The sequence below is a fragment of the Aeromonas sp. 5HA1 genome (assembly GCF_029237245.1).
GTDB lineage: Bacteria > Pseudomonadota > Gammaproteobacteria > Enterobacterales > Aeromonadaceae > Aeromonas > Aeromonas salmonicida.
This window is the reverse complement of the sequence record NZ_JAACFW010000014.1, coordinates 92,427-108,218: the sequence shown is the minus strand read 5'-3', so window position 1 is coordinate 108,218 and position 15,792 is coordinate 92,427. Positions and strand designations below refer to the sequence as shown.

Below are 15,792 nucleotides of genomic sequence, written 5' to 3'. Positions count from 1 at the left end.
GAATACGCTTCGCTATTCGAACCTATGAGCTGAAAACATATCAATTATGTGACTTAGTTCAGATACTTTTCTTCCAAATAAGCTCTCAGCTCACGTAAACTGTTGATGTTATTTCATTTTTAATCTTATATAGAGATCCCTGTATGATAAAGTGTTTTCTATCTCATAGCTCCAAAGACAAAGAATATGTCCGAGAAGTCGCATCTGGACTCCGTAGAGAAACAAGAATATTTGATGAGCAAACTTTTGAAAAAGGGATGTCTCCGGCTGAGGAGATAATTAATGGTTTGGATGATACATCATTATTTGTTTTGTTTTTATCTGATGCAGCCCTTGAGTCAGAATGGGTTAAACATGAAATTCAACTAGCAAAGACCAAAGTAGATACTGGTCATATTCAACGTATTTACCCTATAATAATTGACAATAAAATTGATTATACTGATGCTCGAATTCCATTATGGATGAAGAATGGCTTCAATATTCAACCAATAAAAAAGACCAAAGTAGCGATCAGAAAAATAAATGCAAGATTGAGAGAGATTGCCTTTAAAACACACCCAACATTAAAAGAACGCCAACAAATTTATGTCGGAAGAAATGATAAAACAACCAATGTGGAACAACGCTTTGATGATTTTGACAAACCCACACCAATAGTGTTTGTTGCATCAGGGTTAAACTCTATTGGGCGAAAATCGTTCATTAAAAATGCGCTCACTAAATCCACCATAGTAAGAGAGTCATACGAGTTCCCCATAATTCAAATGGAGCAAACAGACAGCATTGAGGATTTTATATTAAAAATTGATGACCTTGGTCTTTCTGATATAGGTGAAATCCGAGATTTAATGACCACCCCCATTGATGATAAGATAAATATTGCTGTACAACTCGTCGAAGGAATAATCGACGAAAAAGAGCGTATTCTCATTGAAGACAAAGGCGCTATAATTCAGCCAGATAGTAGCATTATAAGTTGGTTCATAAATATAATTGATCGCATTAAGTCACATGGACATTTAACATTTTGCATAGCCTCAATGTTTCGTGGCAATAAATCTTTCACCAATAGGAATCCAGAATATTATTTCGAAGAAATTCCTGAGTTAAATGTTAATGAGCGAAGGGGATTACTAAAGCGTTATGCTCAATTCAGAGGTTTAGAACTAGAACGGGATGACCTGAAATTTTTCTCAGACTTGTTATCAGGATATCCAGAGCAAGTGCTTTTTGCTGTTGACACCATATGTGATAGTAGCCTTTATGCGGCTAAGAAAGATGCACATGCGATAAGAGAATATGCCAATGATAAAGCAAAAGTAATAATAGAAAGCTTCCATGATGATGAGGAAAAACTAAGCTTCCTATACTTTCTTTCAAAATTCGAGTTTATAAGCTATGAGTTTTTATTTTCATTGGTTGATGAAAATGCATTTTACCCCCTAACTCAAACCTTTATTAATCTGTCGATTTGCGAGCATCTTGGAGTTAATAACGATTACATCAGAGTGAATCAGGTCATACAGGACTATATATCTAGAAGTAAGTTTGGGACATCTTTGGAGTATGATAAAGTTCTCAAGGAGCATATTAAGGAATTCATTGCAGAATATACAGATGATAATAGAGATTTGTCAGAGTACATATTTTCAATACAAGAAGCGATCAAATCAGGACAAGAAATAGATAACCGAATTCTAGTGCCTTCGTACTTTGTGAAAACAATAAAAGCATTGTATGAGAAAGGCGGTTCAGCGAATTATAAAGAGGCCATAAGATTAGCAAACAGAGTACTCGATAACTCTCAGTATATGCATGAGGGTATTATTTACCATATCATGTTCATGAAGTGTCAGTCATTAGCTAGGCTACATGACAAAGAGTTTTTTAATGTGGTAAGGCATATTAAAGAGCCAGATAGTTCATTTCTTCATGGCTTCTATTTCAGAATCACGCGTCAAAGAACTCGGGCTATTGAATCCTACAAGCGAGTGTTAGCAAAGCGCCCCAACGATAACAAAGCGAAAAGTGAGCTAGTACTGCTTTATTTACAAAATGAAGAATATAATCTTGCGCTCGGGCTTGCAAAAGATGTTTATGAAAAACAAAAAAACAATCCTATCCATGCAAACAACTATTTCAATTGCCTAATCTATAAGGATATAGCAAATATAGATGTAAGTGTTGTTGAGGAAATCCTAGAAAAACTAAAATCAAATCCAGCCCAACGTTCACAGGAAATATACTGTTCGGCTAAAGCTAAGGCTCTTGCAAAGATAGATAATAAAATTGACGAAGCCTTTTCTGTTATAGAACAAGGAATTTTGGACTTCCCAGACATTAAGTATCCTGTTTTGACTTTATGTGACTTGTCAATTCAATATAAAAATCTTGAAAAGTTAAAATATGCCATCGAAAGGTTGGAGCAAACTGATTCCCCTAAATCGCAAACTTACGGGAGCTTTATTCGTTACAAAGCTATTTACCTAACATTAATAAATCAAGATCAAGAAGCCATAGATCTTTGCAGGAAGGAATTGAGTGAGTTAACTAGCGATGAGTTAAGTCAGTTCTACGAAAAGTTGAAGCAATATCAACATCAACGTTAGAGCAGAAGATATCCTAGGTCATCCACCTTCCTGAGCAGGGCGTAGCTGGTAACGCTACGCCCTGTTTGTTTGGCGAAGGTATCTGATCACTTGACCAACTTGCTCTCCATCACCCCTTGCTTGCCCTCTTCTTCGCTGACCTGACTCAGCTTGGAACGGGCCATCAGCAGGCCCATCTTGACCTCCTGCCAGACGTAGTAGTTTTTACCCGCCTCGGTGCTGAGAGTCAGGGTGGCATCGTTCTCCGACTTGGAGGTGATGGTGTGGCTGCCCGGTGTCACCTGCTTGAGGATGTAGGTGTGGGCCACGGTATCACCGACCGCCATACCATCCACCAGCAGCGGCATTTTGACGGCGGCACCGAAGGTCTCGTTGCGATAGATATAGAGGTTGGCCGCATCCTTGGGCGCCACAAACTGCTTGGCCTGCACGTCTGCGGTGGCATCAGCCATGGGTACGGAAGCACAACCGGAAAGCAGCGCCGCCGACAGCAGGGCGGCACCCATCATTATTTGCCTGAACATAGTTTTTGTTTTTAGTGGGTTAATGGGGTTTAAAGGTTCGCATGGGGCTTGGTTGGCTGGCAATTGCCCATTGCCGTTCAAGCCGTGACCCGCTTCTCTTTTCCGGGAATTAATCGAGGCCGATATGCAACGTCTCTCCTCGGGCTGGCCAGTTGCTGCGATAGTGGCGAGAGGATGACTTTTCTGGAGAGAGACAATGCAGGCATTGATCACCACGGCTCACCACACCGATTATCCCAATCCCATCGCCTTTCGAGCCGGGGAACGGGTGCGCATCGGTCACGAGGATGACGAATTTCCGGGCTGGGTGCGCACCTTGACCACAGACGGCAACGAGGGATGGGCGCCCCTGTCACTGCTGACCCTTGCCGCAGAAGGGGAGGCGCTGGCACAGCAGGATTACACCGCCCGCGAGCTGGATGTGGTGGTGGGGGAACGGGTACGGGTGGAGCGCGAGCTGGCAGGCTGGCTTTGGGTACATAACGAAGCAGGGCAATCAGGCTGGATACCGGCCAGCGCCATCGCGCCAGTCTCTTGAGGTCGTTGATGGTGGCGGGTGAGGTGTTGTGATCACCCGCCGGAACGATATGGCACAGCAGACAGACGGATCCAGTGTGAATGCTGCGCTGCTCTCTCAATCAAGAGGAGGAGTTTTTCCCTGTCGCATCAGCTGATAAATCAGACGGCCATGTTCTTTGCGATAGATGTCACTGTGCGCGCCACCACCACTTAGATAGGCGTTCTCACTGATGAGACTGCTCGCATCGATATAGGTGATGTTGCTGCGGGCTGAGCCGCTGACACCGAACAGGTTACCGTGATGATCGGCGAAGGCGCAGCGAATAAGGGTGTTGGTATTGGAGCAAATATCTGCATAGCTCCTGGCATCGCCGGCATAGCCTCCCCCGGGCGCCTTGCTCATGGCTTGGTCATTGATCGATGCCGTCAGCGCTACCTGCTTGACCAGAGGGCAAAATACCGTCGCTGAGGTCGATGTGGCGTTATCGGTCAGCTGGGTCAGTTTAAAGGCTCCTTGCAGGTTGATCAGGTTATCAATGCCCGCAGTGGGGGGCTGGTAGTGATCCTGATAAATGGCCGGACCAAAGCAGGCAGCCACATTGGAAGCGCGGCTGCCAAAGCTATGGCCAATCAGCGAGGTCGTGAGTTGCGCTTGCTGGGCTTGAGGCAATGCGGCTTTTACTTCCGGCAGTGTCTGCTGTATCAGCACTCCCAGCCAGCTCAGGCCGAGTTCGTCGGCGTCGCCGGCCTTGGTGGGGAAGCTGGTGAGTCGATAAATCGGTTCAATCCAACTGCTGCTCCATTGGCTAGGCCAGGTGACACCGATAACCAGGGGATTGAAATCGGCAGGGGCACTGCGTTTCACATTGAGCATGATGGAGTTGAAGTTGCGAATGGCTTCTTCTTGCACCGTATTCCAGCCCATGACAATGACCACAATGTCGCTGTAGGGCTTGCCTGTATTGGCCTGGGTCATCAGGCGCTGAATCATGCTCTGTTTTAACAGCTTCAGCGCATCCCAACTGTCGTCATAACCGCAGACCTCTTTATCCTGGCAACGCCGATGCGTGGTGGCCATCGGTAGCATATTCTGCTCGGCGCAGGGTTCAACCAGCTGGGATTGTGCGGGGTCCAGTCGTTGATAAAGGTTATACAAGGCACAGGTATGGTTTTCGGCAGATTGGGGTTGAGCCTGTTCTTGCAGAATATGCGAGATATACAACAACTTGGGCTGGTTCAATAATGCGTCTGTTGATGTCTTTAAGGTCTTATCTGATGGTGTTCTGACCTTCACGCTTTGCGGTGTAGAGACCAGATCACGCGGGCTTTTTTCCACGCCAATCAGATAACCATCAAAACGCAAACTCAGTTCATCCGGATAATAAAGAACAGAGTGATACAGCATGGTGGTTTCACCATCCGTACTCAATTGCTTTTCTGCCGAGGCAAGCCGGCGTTGAGGGGTATTGGTACAACCCTGTAATAACAGACAGACGATCAGAAGGATTTTCCCGTACATGATTCACTCTCCTTGTTATGTGGCACTCCGATGAGGGTAGTCCGTACAGGTGAGTTGATGTAGTGGAAGGGGTTGAGCCACCCCCTATTCATGGTGATCTCCCGTGCCGATAGCGTGCATGTTCCCATGACGCGGCGTGGAGACGGATGTAGAGCGTAGAAACCCGGCCGCCAGACGGGGCGCAGTGGCCGGGTGAATTGTAAAGAGTAGGGTGACAGGGAAAGGGATCAGCCTAGTCTAATCAACTCGATGGGCGCGTAACGCTCTTGAGTGTTTGCCAGCCGCACGCACTTCTCATGCTCCGCCTGATAGGGGGTCATGTTGTCGGTGTGGGCCTCTTTCAGAACGTCGACGGCGCCGGTGGCGGCAATCATGACGCGCTGACCCAGCTTCAGCGCATTGCGGTTTCGGTCATAGATTTTCATGGCACTCTCCTTTTCTTGTGTTGTACCCGGTTGGATGCCCGGGCTGCGGGATCAGCCTACGCCCCTGAAAAAGCGTGATGCATGTTACAGATCAAAAAAGAGCCAAAGAAGGACTCAGGGTGCCGGCAGCCTCAAGTAAATCTGGGACACCCATATTTCTAAGCAAGCCTTAGCCAGGTTGGTGATAGGTAAAAGATGGGTGTCCCAATATGCAGCTTCCTGTCGATGGGCATACCTTGTCGCGGCGGTTGTGGGGTGGGGGTGATACTGCGAGGGGATGCGCTATAGTGGTGCCGCTCGTTTAACTGCCTTCAACCAACCGAGAACGCACCATGAACCGTGATATTGCTGCCCAGTTTATCAAGATGCTGACCAACCTCGACCTGTGCCTGGCCAAGGCCGCCGCCCATGCCGAGGCGAAGCAGTTCAATGTGGAGAACTTCTTCGGCGATCGGCTGATCGTCGACATGCTGCCACTCAGCAAGCAGGTGCTGATCTGCTGCGATTCGGCTCGGGCCTGTGTCGCCACCGCCAGTCACGGCGAGCAGCCCGTGATGGGGGATGAGCCCAGGACAATGGCGGATCTGCGCGCCCATATCGGCAAGACCATCGCCTTTTTGCAGAGCAAGCTGGATGCCGATTTCAGCCAGTTCGAGAGCGGTCGCTACGTCCCCCACTGGGCGGGCGGCAAGGGGATGGACGGTCATACCTGCGTGCATGAGTACGCCATCCCCAACTTCTATTTCCACCTCACCATGACCTATGCCCTGCTGCGCCGGGCCGGGGTCGATCTCGGCAAGGGGGATTACCTGGGCGCCATCAAGCTGCAATAAGCCGCACTCAGGTACGAAACAGTCTGCCCGCTGGCAGACTTTTTTTATCCGCAAACGGGGGGAAGACAGATCTGTCGGCATGGCCGCTGGCGACGGCTCTGGGCATAAAGGCGTGGTCTTCGACTCGCGCGGGGTTACAATCCAGCGTCAAAGTAGAAAGGGTAATAAAAACATGAAGATTCGAGTAATTATGTTGGCGGCCTTGCTGTGCCATGGCGCCGTGCAGGCGCAGGAAAGCGTTGCTGCCAGCTGGCCCGACACCCCCGTCACCCGTCTCAAGGCGCAGGCGCTGCTGCAGACCCTCAATGCCACCCTGCTCAGCAACCCGAGCGCCACCGTCACCCTGCAAAACTGGTGCGCCGACCACCAGATGGCCGGTGAGCCGCGTATCCGCGCCCTGCGTGATCAGCGTACCCGCAAACCGGCCGATGCTGCCGTCCGCGAGCAGCTCAAGATCGCGGCCGATGAGCCCGTCGGCTATCGCCGGGTACAGCTCGCCTGCGGCGATCATGTCTTCTCCGAAGCGGACAACTGGTACGTGCAAAGCCGCCTCACACCGGAGATGAACCGGCTCCTCGACACCAGCGATACCCCGTTTGGCCTGGCCGTCAAGGCGCTGAACTTCAGCCGCCGTACCCTCTCTTCCACCCTGCTGTGGGCGCCCCTGCCGGCCGGTTGGGAGATGCAGATGCCCACCCTCACCAGCAGTGACCAGCCGCTGGCGATCCCCGAGCGGGTGCTGCAGCATAGCGCCATCCTCTCACGGGGTGATGGCGTACCGTTCAGCCTGGTGGTCGAGACCTATCGCCGCGATCTCTTCGCCTTCCCGCTGGACAACGCTCTCGGCCGCTGAGCCCGGATGGCGGCCGGGCGCACCTAGGCCGCTAGCAATAAAAAAGCCTGCCAGCTGGCAGGCTCTTGCGTGGGCACCACTCAGCCCGGCGGGATCTCGGGTTCGACCAGGGCGGCCAGCTGGGTCAGGGATTCCTGCCAGCCGAGATAGCACATCTCCACCGGTATGATTTCGGGGATCCCGGCCTGCTCGATGGCAAGCTCGGTGCCGCAAAGCACTCCGGTCAGGCTGATGGTCACCTGCATCACCCCTGGCAGGTTGGGGTCGTCGAAGCTGTCGGTGTAGCGGATGCGCTTGCCGGGTTCGAGCTCGAGGTACTCGCCACCGAAGGCGTGGGCATGCCCGCTGGCAAAATTGCAGAATGACATCCGAAACGAGCCGCCAACTCGAGCCTCCAGCTGCGCTACCTGGCAGGTAAAGCCGTGGGGCGGCAGCCACTTGGCCAGCGCATCCGCCTCGATAAAGGCCCGATAGACCCGCATCGGCGGAGCCTTGAGCACCCTGTGCAGTCGTACTGTTCCCGTCGTCATGATCAACTCCTCCTGATTGAGATCCGCATCAAGGATAGCCGCCAGTGCTGGGTCATTCCGGTATGAGCGCCGGATCAGAAAGGGCCGTTACTGTCGCGCAGCTTGTCCGGCAGGCCGTCATGATCACCCAGCTCGCGCTCGGGGACGTCATCCCAGTGCAACTTGCCGAGGGTGATGTTGCGCTCGGGGTGAACGGCGTAGTGGATACGGTTGTCCTCCCGATCCGTGTCGCCGATGCAGAGCAGCCGAACAGTCTCTTCGGTGTTGTTGATAAAGGCGTGGGACAGCCCGTCACCGGCCTTGAAGCCCACCGAGTCGCCCGGTTGCAGCCGATGGAGCACGCCGTCGAGCCAGACATCCGGCGTCCCTTCCAATACGTGGACGAACTCGTCCTCGGTCTTTTCGGCGTGGGGCCAACTGGTGCGGTGGCCGGGCTCGACGATCTCGTGGTGAATGCCGATCCGGCTAAAGCCAAAGTGCTTGCCGAGGGCGCAGCCGCGGGAAAGCGGCTCCTGACTGCCGGAGTAGTAGCGCGGCGTCTGCTCTTGCAGCTCGCGCCAGTGTTTGATGCAGGGGTGGCGATTCATAGTGGTTCCTTTTCTATGAGGATGCAGTCACGGGAGGGTCATCCTAACTGCCAGAATGCGGGGGAGAAAAGTAGAAATCGGCAGCCGGTTTCACTACTGATGGCGAGACGGCGGACTCGGCTACGTGTCGCGCGCTCGTCCAGCAAGGGCTGTGCAGCCATGCCAAAGGCAAAAAAGAGGGAGCCGTTGGCTCCCTCTCTCGCTCTTGTCAGCACCTGTTTTCGGATGCTTATTTGCCGCTGTTATCTACCAATATTGTCCGCCAGCTGTTTGGCGTGGCTGGGAGCCCACTGGTCGATCATCTTCTCCATCTCCTCGGTGGTGATGGGCTCATCCTTGTGGGTGCTGTCCGGGCTTTCGCGGGCATCCATCACCCAGCCCGGCTCGGCTCCCTGTCCTGTGCAGTGTCATGGTTTGACGCTGTGAGTGTGGGCGGATGCAGAAGATGTTGTGGGTGACAGAAGCGGTATGGTCCATCAAGGAAATGCGTTTGCAGACCCCCTTGCAGAATGAGCCCGTCGCCTCCGGCTGCTTGGTGTTGCACCGGGTCAATAACCTTGCTGATGCAGCCGTGACGCGGGCTGCAGGGGGGCCAATGCACTGACCAAGAAGACGGATTGTCAGCTGAGCCCGCAGGATCATGGCCGACGAACGTCAGATGTCGGGCTGGCAGTGCCGCATCCAGGCGGTCGATTTCATCAGCGAACCGCTCTCGCTCCGCCATATCGAAGGGGTTGTCTGTGCGTTGGAGAACAGACCAGACCCCGTATCCGGAGCACCATCACCACGGCATGGGTCGTTTATGTCATCCAATATGCAACATTTAGGAGAAAGAAATGACCATGGGAACCATTCTGCTGATCGTTCTTGTCTTGTTGTTGATCGGCGTCATTCCAAGCTGGCCGCACAGCCGAGGCTGGGGTTACGGCCCAAGCGGCGCCATTGGACTGGTGCTGACCATACTGCTCATCCTAGTCTTGCTCGGCAAGATCTAGGCAACCTAGCACCGGAGAAACCACCACATGATACAAAGCAAAGCTATCCTCATCGCCATCTCGCTGCTCCTCACACTCGGGGTGAGCGGATGCGACCAGCCAGGGTCGGCCGAACAGGCCGGCAAGAAAATTGATGACGCTGCCAGCGAGACTGGCGAGAAAGTCGATGCAACCGTCGACAAGTATGAAGACAAGATGACTGAGCAAACTGCCAAAAGTGCCCAGTCCTGGAATGACACCGAAGTGACGGCCAAGGTCAAAGCCGAGTTCCTCAGCGAGCCTGGTTTGAAGTCAATGGACATCAGTGTCAACACTGTCCAGGGTATGGTCACTCTGACCGGTACTGTCGATTCGCGAATCAACAGCGACAAGGCCAGTGCCCGTGCGATGGCCATCAGCGGCGTCAAGGGTGTCGTTAACCAGCTCGTTGTCACGGCTGTCCAATAACGCCATCGCTCATCAGCACCCAAGGAGAACACTATGGAAGTGCAAAAGGCATACAAGGAAAAGTTGAATGCTCAGCTCAATGAGTGGAGCAGTCAGATCAATCTGCTGGAAGCCAAAATGGAAAATATCTCGGCCGACCTGAAAGTCAAACGGGCGAAGGAGATCCAGGCTTTGCGTGCCAAACAGCACGCTGCCTCCGACAAGATGGATGAGCTCGGCAAGGCAAGCGGTGAATCCTGGGAGCAGGTCAAGTTGACCGCTGACAAGATGTGGAGCGACTTGAAGACTGGTCTGGCCGAAGCCCAGTCGAAATTCAAGTAAGCACTGCGTTTTACGTTTTTGGGCCAATTTGGCCCAGCTGCGAAAATCAGGCATAAAATCATCATCCCCGCGAAAGCTGGGATGATGATTCTCTCATCTGGCCGCACACCCCGGTGGCTGCGCGCTTCACTGACATATCCCATCAAGGCCGGCGCGGTTCAGCGACAGGTCGAATAGATACACACCACAGCACTACATCAGTCCGGGTCTGTGGAAAAGAGCTCCCCCTTGTTTGACCCGCGATCCAGTACGCCTTTCCTGCTTCCGTCACCGACGTCAGGCCGTAGGGGAGTGGCAAGATACTTCCTGAGCGTAGCGTTTGTTTTTCTTGGATAAACCAAATGAGTGGCCTCGTATAAAGTATTTTGCTGGAAATCGTTCAAATCAGGTGGGGCCAAAGGGCTTCAAAAGTGGCCACTCTCTTCGCATGCTGCTCCATCACTTGAGGGGAGTAACTGATGTCGTGATGGACGTTCATACTGCGATGGCTATGGTTGCGGATATTACTGGCGTTGCTCAGCGGCCTGTTGTTTACGATCTCCTTTCCTCTGTTCCCGTACGCCTCCTGGTGGTCAATGCTCACAGAGAATGATCTCCTGGTCTGGGGAGGTTTGCTTCAGGGACACACCTTTGCCGAGCTGGCCCTGCCCATGCCGGGGGGGTATCTGACTTGTTTGCGTCCTCTGGCCACTGTTTCTGCTGACGCCTCGCCTGCTGCTGTCGCAGCTTTGCTGCGCTCTGGTTATGGCAAACCTGTGACTCTGCTTTTCTGACGGCGACTACCTCGACCCGGCAGATGCAGGAGATCGTCTATTCCTCGATCCGGCTCACTGGTTGCCGCTCTCATCTTTGTTGCGTATCCGCCGTCAGCTTCTTTCGCTAACACTGTGATTTTTCAGTGGATTGGTAAGGATTTGATCAAGGTTGAGGTTATTGCGGCCATTCGCTCATATAATCGCCGCCATGAAAATGATTCGGATGGATTCGATGGTCACGCTGATGGCGGCCCTGTTCGGGCTGCTCTGCACCAGTCTGGTATGGGCGGCACCCACACCTTTTGTCGCCATTCCGACCGGCCCGTCAGCGGCCAGTGCGACAACGACCCGGGCCGGCATGGAGCCGCTGCTCTCCTGGTTTACCGGCGAGTTTTCCAGTCGCGAGCAGGCCGGCTATGACACTCGTTTCACCAGCGCCGAGCTGCGGCTGGTGGAGATTTGGCCCGGTCATCAAGGCTTTCGCTGGGTCTATGCCGAGCAGTTCCTGACCGAGCGCTCGGTGCGCCCGTTCCGTCAGCGTATCTACCGTTTTTCTCCCGTGCCCGACGGCCGCATCCTGATGGCCGAACTGACCATGCCCAGAGCCGTCGACTTTGCCGGTGCCTGGCGTGACCCCGGACTGCTTGACTCCCTTACCCCGCAACAGCTCTCTCTGCGCCAGGGCTGCGAGGTCTGGCTGAGCCGTCAACCCTCGGGGGAGTATGCAGGCCACAGCAAGGTCGGCAGCTGCGCCACCAACTTCGGCGGTGCCAGCACACTGGTGCAATATCTCTGGGTCGGCCCCGACAGCGTCAGATTGCTGGATCGCGCCTACGACAACGAGGCCCATCAGCGCTGGGGCAGCCCGGGTGAGGGTTATGTCTATCTGCGCAAGGTGAAGCAGCGCGGGGAGTAGCCGGCCTGGTCTCCCTCTTGAGCGGGCTGATCCAGTTCATGACGCTGCTCGCTGAGGTAGTCGATCAGCAGCCGCAAGCGCAGCGGCATGGGTTCTCTGGCGGGATAGAGCATGTTGACAGGGCGAGGGGCGGGCAGAGCATCCGGCAGTATTTCCAGCAGGACGCCGCTTTCCAGCTCCTGAGTCAGCAGGGCCCTGGGTTGCAGCACTATGCCCGCATGGTTGATCGCGGCTACCTTGAGGGCGCTGCCATGGTTGCTGATGAACTGGCTGTCCCACAGGTGCAGGTGTTCGAGGGGAAACTCCTCTGCCAGGCTCGATTGTGTCAGCCAGGGGGTGAAACCCAGGCACTGATGGCGGGCCAGGTCAGCCAGTGCCATGGGGGTGCCGTGGCGTTGCAAATAGCGCGGCGAGGCGCAGAACACAGAGGTTGATCTGGTCAGTGGGCGGGCGATGTAGGCGGCATCCTTGGGGGTGCCGACCCGAAAGATGAGGTCAAAACCGTCGCCAATCACATCGACCAGCCGATCGCAGAGATCCAGCTCGATGCGGATCTGTGGATACTGCGCCATGAAGCGGCACAGCAAGGGGGTCAGCCGATAGCTGCCGAAGGTGATGGGGGCATTGATGCGGATCTTGCCCGCCGCCTGACCTGTGTGGGCCCGGGTGTTCTGCTCCAGTTCCCGATAGTGCTGCAACAGGTTCTGGCAACCGCAGAGGTACTCTATGCCCGCCTCGGTCAGGCTCTGGCGGCGGGTGTTGCGATTGAGCAGACGGGATCCGACCCTGGCCTCCAGCCACTTGATGTATTTGCCTATCATGGCCGGCGTCATCTCGAACCTCTCCGCGACGGCACTGAAGCTGCCCGCGCGGGCGACCTCGACGAAGATCTCGATGGCGGTCAGACGGTCCACTCTAAACTCCTAGTTTATAAAGCCGAGCGCCACTATGTCTGGCTGGCGAAGCGACTGTCAATATACTGGGCGGCACCACACCGACCATGGAATGCCCTGTGATGAGTCTCGAATATTACGCCCTCTACCTGCTGCTCGCCGTGGGGACTGTGCTCAGCCCCGGGCCTGCGGTGATCTACACCATAGGCAACACCCTGACCCGGGGGACCCGCCACGCCATCGCCGGTTTTGTCGGAGTGGCAGTGGGGATCCTGCTGGTCGCGACCCTGGCCTCTCTGGCAGTGCTCTGGTTTACCCACTGGCTGGCCGATGGGCAGCAGATCCTGACTCTGGGGGGCGCCCTCTATCTGCTCTATCTGGGGGTGAACTCCTGGCGTCAGCGCGCGGTCGGCCCGGTCGTCGGGGCCTCGACCGATCGGGATTGCGGCCGCAGTTTCGCCAAGGGAGCGCTCATCAGCCTGCTCAATCCCAAGGCGATCATCTTCTTCACCAGCCTGTTTCCCCAGTTCATCGATTTTCGTCAGGGGGCGCTGGGCCAGTGCATGCTGCTGGCGCTGACCTTCAGCGCCGTTGTGCTGGTGGTGCACGGCGGCTACTGTCTGGTGTTTCGCTGGGTAGGCATGCAGGGGTATGGCGAGCGTTTCGCCAGAGGTATCAACCGCTTGTCGGCCGTGATGTTCACCGGCTTCGCAATCCTGCTGCTGATCAGGGCGCTGGGCTGAGGTAAAAGGAGAGTCCGGGCGGGATGAGGCCCGCTCCGCAGCCATCAGGCCGGGACATAAGGAAAGGTATTTCAACGGGATGGCGCACTTGTGCGCCATCCCGTTACTTCATTAGAGCTTGAACAGCGGCCGCAGGCGAATGCCGATCAGGCTGCCGGCCAGGGCCATCAGCATCCAGACCCAGCCGTGCAGGCTGCCCGACGCCGTACCGTCGAAGAAGCCCCCCAGGTTGCAGGCGCTGTACATGGCGCCCATCCCCATCAGCAGGCCGCCCAGGATGGATGCCAGGCTGTTGCCGAGCCGCATCGGGGCGAAGTTGCCGCCACCGCTGATGCAGCGCGCCAGCATGGCCCCCAGGATCCCCAGCCAGAACATGCCGACCATGGGGTTGATGAAGAGCGGCTGGGCCAGTTTCGGGTTCCCCTCGAACAGGCCGAACAGGGAGGCGCCGCGCAGCGCCATGTCATAGACGGCACCCGTGATGGTCCAGGCCGAGCCGTGCAGGGCGACCACGGAGGAGTTGAGCAGGGCGATGAGGATGCCGCCGGTCAGCACGGTGAAGCGGCCGTCGCGCCAGAACAGGTTGCCACCGCTGAAGAGGGGCTTGAGCTCGCCGGTGCGTTTTAGTTCGCTGTTGCGAAACAGCAGGAAGAGCACGGCGACCAGCGCCAGGTTGAGCAGCATGCCGCTCCAGAGATTGCCGGTCAGATCGCGGGCCAGCACCACATGACTGGAGAAGGTAGCCTCCAGCTCGGGGCGGAACTGGTTGCTGATCAGGGTGCCGATACCGTAGCAAATCAGCACCAGCCAGAAGCGGGGTTGCCCCTCGCCACAGCAGTAGAGGGTGCCGGTGGCGCAGACGCCAGCCAGCTGCATGCCGATGCCGAACAGGAAGGCGCCGACGATGAAGGGAATGCCGATGGCCATCACGTTGCCCACCATGGCGTCGCCAAACAGGGCGTGGCTAAAGGAGAGGAAGCAGGTGAACAGCAGAATTTCGATGGCGATGGTGAGCAGGTGAACCCGCACATAGTAGCTGTTGCGCTTGGTCAGCATTTCGCGCCAACCGAAGACGATGCCGAAGCGGCTGAAGGAGAGGGTGAAGCCGAAGCCGAATCCTAACAGGGCCATCAGGGCCCATTTCATACCAAAGGTGTTGCCGAGCCAGAGTAACGCTCCCCCCGCGATTGCCACGATGGGGAGCGACCATTTTCGATTCATCTTGTTGTTTCCTGTGCGTCATGTGTGAGTGGAAACCGTGCATCCTATTCCCACATTGAGTCCGATTCCAGCGCGGATCCGTACCTGTGGCGGAAAATGAAAGCAAAACCCTATCCAGATCAATTCCTGGCAAGGGCCCATGGCGAAATGAGTATGAATCTATTTCAGGGGCGGGAAATAATGGTGTGACGAGTGTGAAACTAATTAAATGGAAAAAGATGAATTTAAATTTTGCGCCCTCGAATGCTTTTGGGTAGAATCTCGGCGTGTTATCAACAGATGGAAGGATATTATGGAAAGCGACAGTTGTAGCCGATTGCAAATCGCGATGTGGGCTTGCCAGAGCTGAGGTTGATATCCTTTCTTCCCCCTCACTCTGATTGCTCAGAGTGCAGCATAGAGTGCAGCATCTATATGAGTCACCTTCGACTCTCACAACCGCTTAATCCCAGCCTTCATCAGGGATTGTCGTTGTAAATCTGGATTGTTCCGCTCACCTGCGAGTCATGCCGCCTCGCGACCCTGCAATTGAACGCTTCATCATGCGCCCCGGGTGCTGCCCGTCAGGGCCGCAACAGCGTCGGAACCGTGCATCCGTACCGTGGCCGGGAAGTGATCGAGCGTAAAATAACAAGATGGACAATACCATATTGAAAACAGATTAGTTTTCGATAGGACAGGTTGCGAAATAAAATAATTGACGTGATTGCTCAATATATTACGGTCGTGGCAAAGGTTGCGCCGTAATATTTCCATGGGGCGCGGTTTTCTCCGTTATATTCACCCGCCCGGCATCACTGACATTATTCCATGATCGGTGTCCAGTTATTTCAAGCTGTCGTTATCCTTATTTCCTTTATGGGTGTATGCCGCTCTGGTGGCGGGATCACCGGACTCGTCCGCCGATAATACAGACCCGTTGGGTCATGCTCGCCAACGACAGCGTATCTGGCTGTCAGTGGCCGCGCCCGGCCCTCTCTCCACCCCACTCGGAGGATATCGTATGACCGAAGAGCCCAAGCCTCGACCCTCGGGGTCCACGCCTCCCCACGCCTGATCCCCCTGCGGGTAACAGGATGCGGAGTCCTGATCCCTGATA

At 54.7% G+C, this 15,792-nt stretch carries 16 protein-coding genes and 1 pseudogene; 9 read left to right on the top strand and 8 right to left on the bottom strand.

Features of this window, described 5'->3' with window-relative positions:
* Window positions 1-143 precede the first annotated feature (143 nt).
* Window positions 144-2,612, top strand: a complete 2,469-nt coding sequence (locus GWQ27_RS13985; protein WP_275907589.1) for a toll/interleukin-1 receptor domain-containing protein — start codon at window positions 144-146, stop codon at window positions 2,610-2,612.
* An 86-nt stretch (window positions 2,613-2,698) separates the two neighbouring features.
* On the opposite strand, the gene GWQ27_RS13980 is transcribed toward GWQ27_RS13985, so the two are convergent.
* Complete coding sequence (locus GWQ27_RS13980) at window positions 2,699-3,136, bottom strand: DUF2846 domain-containing protein (RefSeq protein WP_275907588.1); 438 nt, start codon at window positions 3,134-3,136, stop codon at window positions 2,699-2,701.
* 196 nt (window positions 3,137-3,332) lie between these two features.
* Here GWQ27_RS13980 and GWQ27_RS13975 point away from each other — a divergent pair, with 196 nt between their 5' ends.
* Window positions 3,333-3,674: a ligand-binding protein SH3 gene (locus GWQ27_RS13975; RefSeq protein WP_169047188.1), complete on the top strand. Its 342-nt coding sequence runs from the start codon at window positions 3,333-3,335 to the stop codon at window positions 3,672-3,674.
* A gap of 96 nt (window positions 3,675-3,770) precedes the next feature.
* On the opposite strand, the gene GWQ27_RS13970 is transcribed toward GWQ27_RS13975, so the two are convergent.
* Both GWQ27_RS13970 and ydfZ read right to left on the bottom strand, forming a co-directional pair.
* On the bottom strand, window positions 3,771-5,174 hold the full coding sequence (locus tag GWQ27_RS13970) for a hypothetical protein (RefSeq protein ID WP_265422385.1): 1,404 nt from the start codon (window positions 5,172-5,174) through the stop codon (window positions 3,771-3,773).
* Between the two features lie 227 nt (window positions 5,175-5,401).
* Window positions 5,402-5,599 (bottom strand): putative selenium delivery protein YdfZ, encoded by a 198-nt coding sequence (gene ydfZ, locus GWQ27_RS13965; RefSeq protein ID WP_275907587.1) that lies wholly within the window; start codon window positions 5,597-5,599, stop codon window positions 5,402-5,404.
* 332 nt (window positions 5,600-5,931) lie between these two features.
* Here ydfZ and GWQ27_RS13960 point away from each other — a divergent pair, with 332 nt between their 5' ends.
* Both GWQ27_RS13960 and GWQ27_RS13955 read left to right on the top strand, forming a co-directional pair.
* Window positions 5,932-6,432 carry a DUF1993 domain-containing protein gene (locus GWQ27_RS13960; protein WP_169047191.1) on the top strand — a complete coding sequence of 167 codons (501 nt, stop codon included), beginning with the start codon at window positions 5,932-5,934 and terminating at the stop codon, window positions 6,430-6,432.
* A gap of 187 nt (window positions 6,433-6,619) precedes the next feature.
* Window positions 6,620-7,285, top strand: coding sequence for a hypothetical protein (locus tag GWQ27_RS13955; protein ID WP_169047657.1), 666 nt, complete (start codon window positions 6,620-6,622; stop codon window positions 7,283-7,285).
* An 80-nt stretch (window positions 7,286-7,365) separates the two neighbouring features.
* Here GWQ27_RS13955 and GWQ27_RS13950 read toward each other — a convergent pair whose 3' ends face one another.
* The 3 genes and pseudogenes from GWQ27_RS13950 to GWQ27_RS13940 form a co-directional block, all read right to left on the bottom strand.
* Window positions 7,366-7,815, bottom strand: a complete 450-nt coding sequence (locus GWQ27_RS13950) for an SRPBCC family protein (protein WP_111589597.1) — start codon at window positions 7,813-7,815, stop codon at window positions 7,366-7,368.
* Between the two features lie 74 nt (window positions 7,816-7,889).
* On the bottom strand, window positions 7,890-8,402 hold the full coding sequence (locus tag GWQ27_RS13945) for a cupin domain-containing protein (RefSeq protein ID WP_058395622.1): 513 nt from the start codon (window positions 8,400-8,402) through the stop codon (window positions 7,890-7,892).
* Between the two features lie 242 nt (window positions 8,403-8,644).
* A pseudogene (locus GWQ27_RS13940) lies at window positions 8,645-8,776 on the bottom strand (DUF3313 domain-containing protein); the annotation flags it as partial.
* A gap of 468 nt (window positions 8,777-9,244) precedes the next feature.
* On the opposite strand from GWQ27_RS13940, the gene GWQ27_RS13935 reads away from it, so the two are divergent.
* The 4 genes from GWQ27_RS13935 (at window position 9,245) to GWQ27_RS13920 (ending at window position 11,836) form a co-directional block, all read left to right on the top strand.
* Window positions 9,245-9,397: a DUF3309 family protein gene (locus tag GWQ27_RS13935; protein ID WP_196764779.1), complete on the top strand. Its 153-nt coding sequence runs from the start codon at window positions 9,245-9,247 to the stop codon at window positions 9,395-9,397.
* Window positions 9,398-9,424: 27 nt separating this feature from the next.
* On the top strand, window positions 9,425-9,844 hold the full coding sequence (locus GWQ27_RS13930; protein WP_005320002.1) for a BON domain-containing protein: 420 nt from the start codon (window positions 9,425-9,427) through the stop codon (window positions 9,842-9,844).
* A gap of 33 nt (window positions 9,845-9,877) precedes the next feature.
* On the top strand, window positions 9,878-10,165 hold the full coding sequence (locus GWQ27_RS13925; protein WP_005320000.1) for a hypothetical protein: 288 nt from the start codon (window positions 9,878-9,880) through the stop codon (window positions 10,163-10,165).
* A 987-nt stretch (window positions 10,166-11,152) separates the two neighbouring features.
* Window positions 11,153-11,836, top strand: a complete 684-nt coding sequence (locus GWQ27_RS13920) for a chromophore lyase CpcT/CpeT (protein WP_275907597.1) — start codon at window positions 11,153-11,155, stop codon at window positions 11,834-11,836.
* On the opposite strand, the gene GWQ27_RS13915 is transcribed toward GWQ27_RS13920, so the two are convergent.
* Window positions 11,803-12,750, bottom strand: a complete 948-nt coding sequence (locus GWQ27_RS13915) for a LysR family transcriptional regulator (protein WP_275907586.1) — start codon at window positions 12,748-12,750, stop codon at window positions 11,803-11,805. The genes GWQ27_RS13920 and GWQ27_RS13915 overlap by 34 nt on opposite strands.
* Window positions 12,751-12,851: 101 nt before the next feature.
* On the opposite strand from GWQ27_RS13915, the gene GWQ27_RS13910 reads away from it, so the two are divergent.
* On the top strand, window positions 12,852-13,472 hold the full coding sequence (locus GWQ27_RS13910; protein WP_275907585.1) for a LysE family translocator: 621 nt from the start codon (window positions 12,852-12,854) through the stop codon (window positions 13,470-13,472).
* 111 nt (window positions 13,473-13,583) lie between these two features.
* On the opposite strand, the gene GWQ27_RS13905 is transcribed toward GWQ27_RS13910, so the two are convergent.
* Entirely contained in the window at window positions 13,584-14,618 is a 1,035-nt protein-coding gene (locus GWQ27_RS13905) for a YeeE/YedE thiosulfate transporter family protein (RefSeq protein ID WP_234591690.1), read from the bottom strand.
* Between the last annotated feature and the right edge of the window lie 1,174 nt (window positions 14,619-15,792).

Bases quoted from the DNA above. Each gene is read 5' to 3' on its own strand.
- GWQ27_RS13985 (WP_275907589.1), top strand. From the start codon at position 144: ATGATAAAGTGTTTTCTATCTCATAGCTCCAAAGACAAAGAATATGTC.
- GWQ27_RS13980 (WP_275907588.1), bottom strand. From the start codon at position 3,136: ATGTTCAGGCAAATAATGATGGGTGCCGCCCTGCTGTCGGCGGCGCTG.
- GWQ27_RS13975 (WP_169047188.1), top strand. From the start codon at position 3,333: ATGCAGGCATTGATCACCACGGCTCACCACACCGATTATCCCAATCCC.
- GWQ27_RS13970 (WP_265422385.1), bottom strand. From the start codon at position 5,174: ATGTACGGGAAAATCCTTCTGATCGTCTGTCTGTTATTACAGGGTTGT.
- ydfZ (WP_275907587.1), bottom strand. From the start codon at position 5,599: ATGAAAATCTATGACCGAAACCGCAATGCGCTGAAGCTGGGTCAGCGC.
- GWQ27_RS13960 (WP_169047191.1), top strand. From the start codon at position 5,932: ATGAACCGTGATATTGCTGCCCAGTTTATCAAGATGCTGACCAACCTC.
- GWQ27_RS13950 (WP_111589597.1), bottom strand. From the start codon at position 7,815: ATGACGACGGGAACAGTACGACTGCACAGGGTGCTCAAGGCTCCGCCG.
- GWQ27_RS13945 (WP_058395622.1), bottom strand. From the start codon at position 8,402: ATGAATCGCCACCCCTGCATCAAACACTGGCGCGAGCTGCAAGAGCAG.
- GWQ27_RS13935 (WP_196764779.1), top strand. From the start codon at position 9,245: ATGGGAACCATTCTGCTGATCGTTCTTGTCTTGTTGTTGATCGGCGTC.
- GWQ27_RS13930 (WP_005320002.1), top strand. From the start codon at position 9,425: ATGATACAAAGCAAAGCTATCCTCATCGCCATCTCGCTGCTCCTCACA.
- GWQ27_RS13925 (WP_005320000.1), top strand. From the start codon at position 9,878: ATGGAAGTGCAAAAGGCATACAAGGAAAAGTTGAATGCTCAGCTCAAT.
- GWQ27_RS13920 (WP_275907597.1), top strand. From the start codon at position 11,153: ATGGTCACGCTGATGGCGGCCCTGTTCGGGCTGCTCTGCACCAGTCTG.
- GWQ27_RS13910 (WP_275907585.1), top strand. From the start codon at position 12,852: ATGAGTCTCGAATATTACGCCCTCTACCTGCTGCTCGCCGTGGGGACT.
- GWQ27_RS13905 (WP_234591690.1), bottom strand. From the start codon at position 14,618: ATGAAATGGGCCCTGATGGCCCTGTTAGGATTCGGCTTCGGCTTCACC.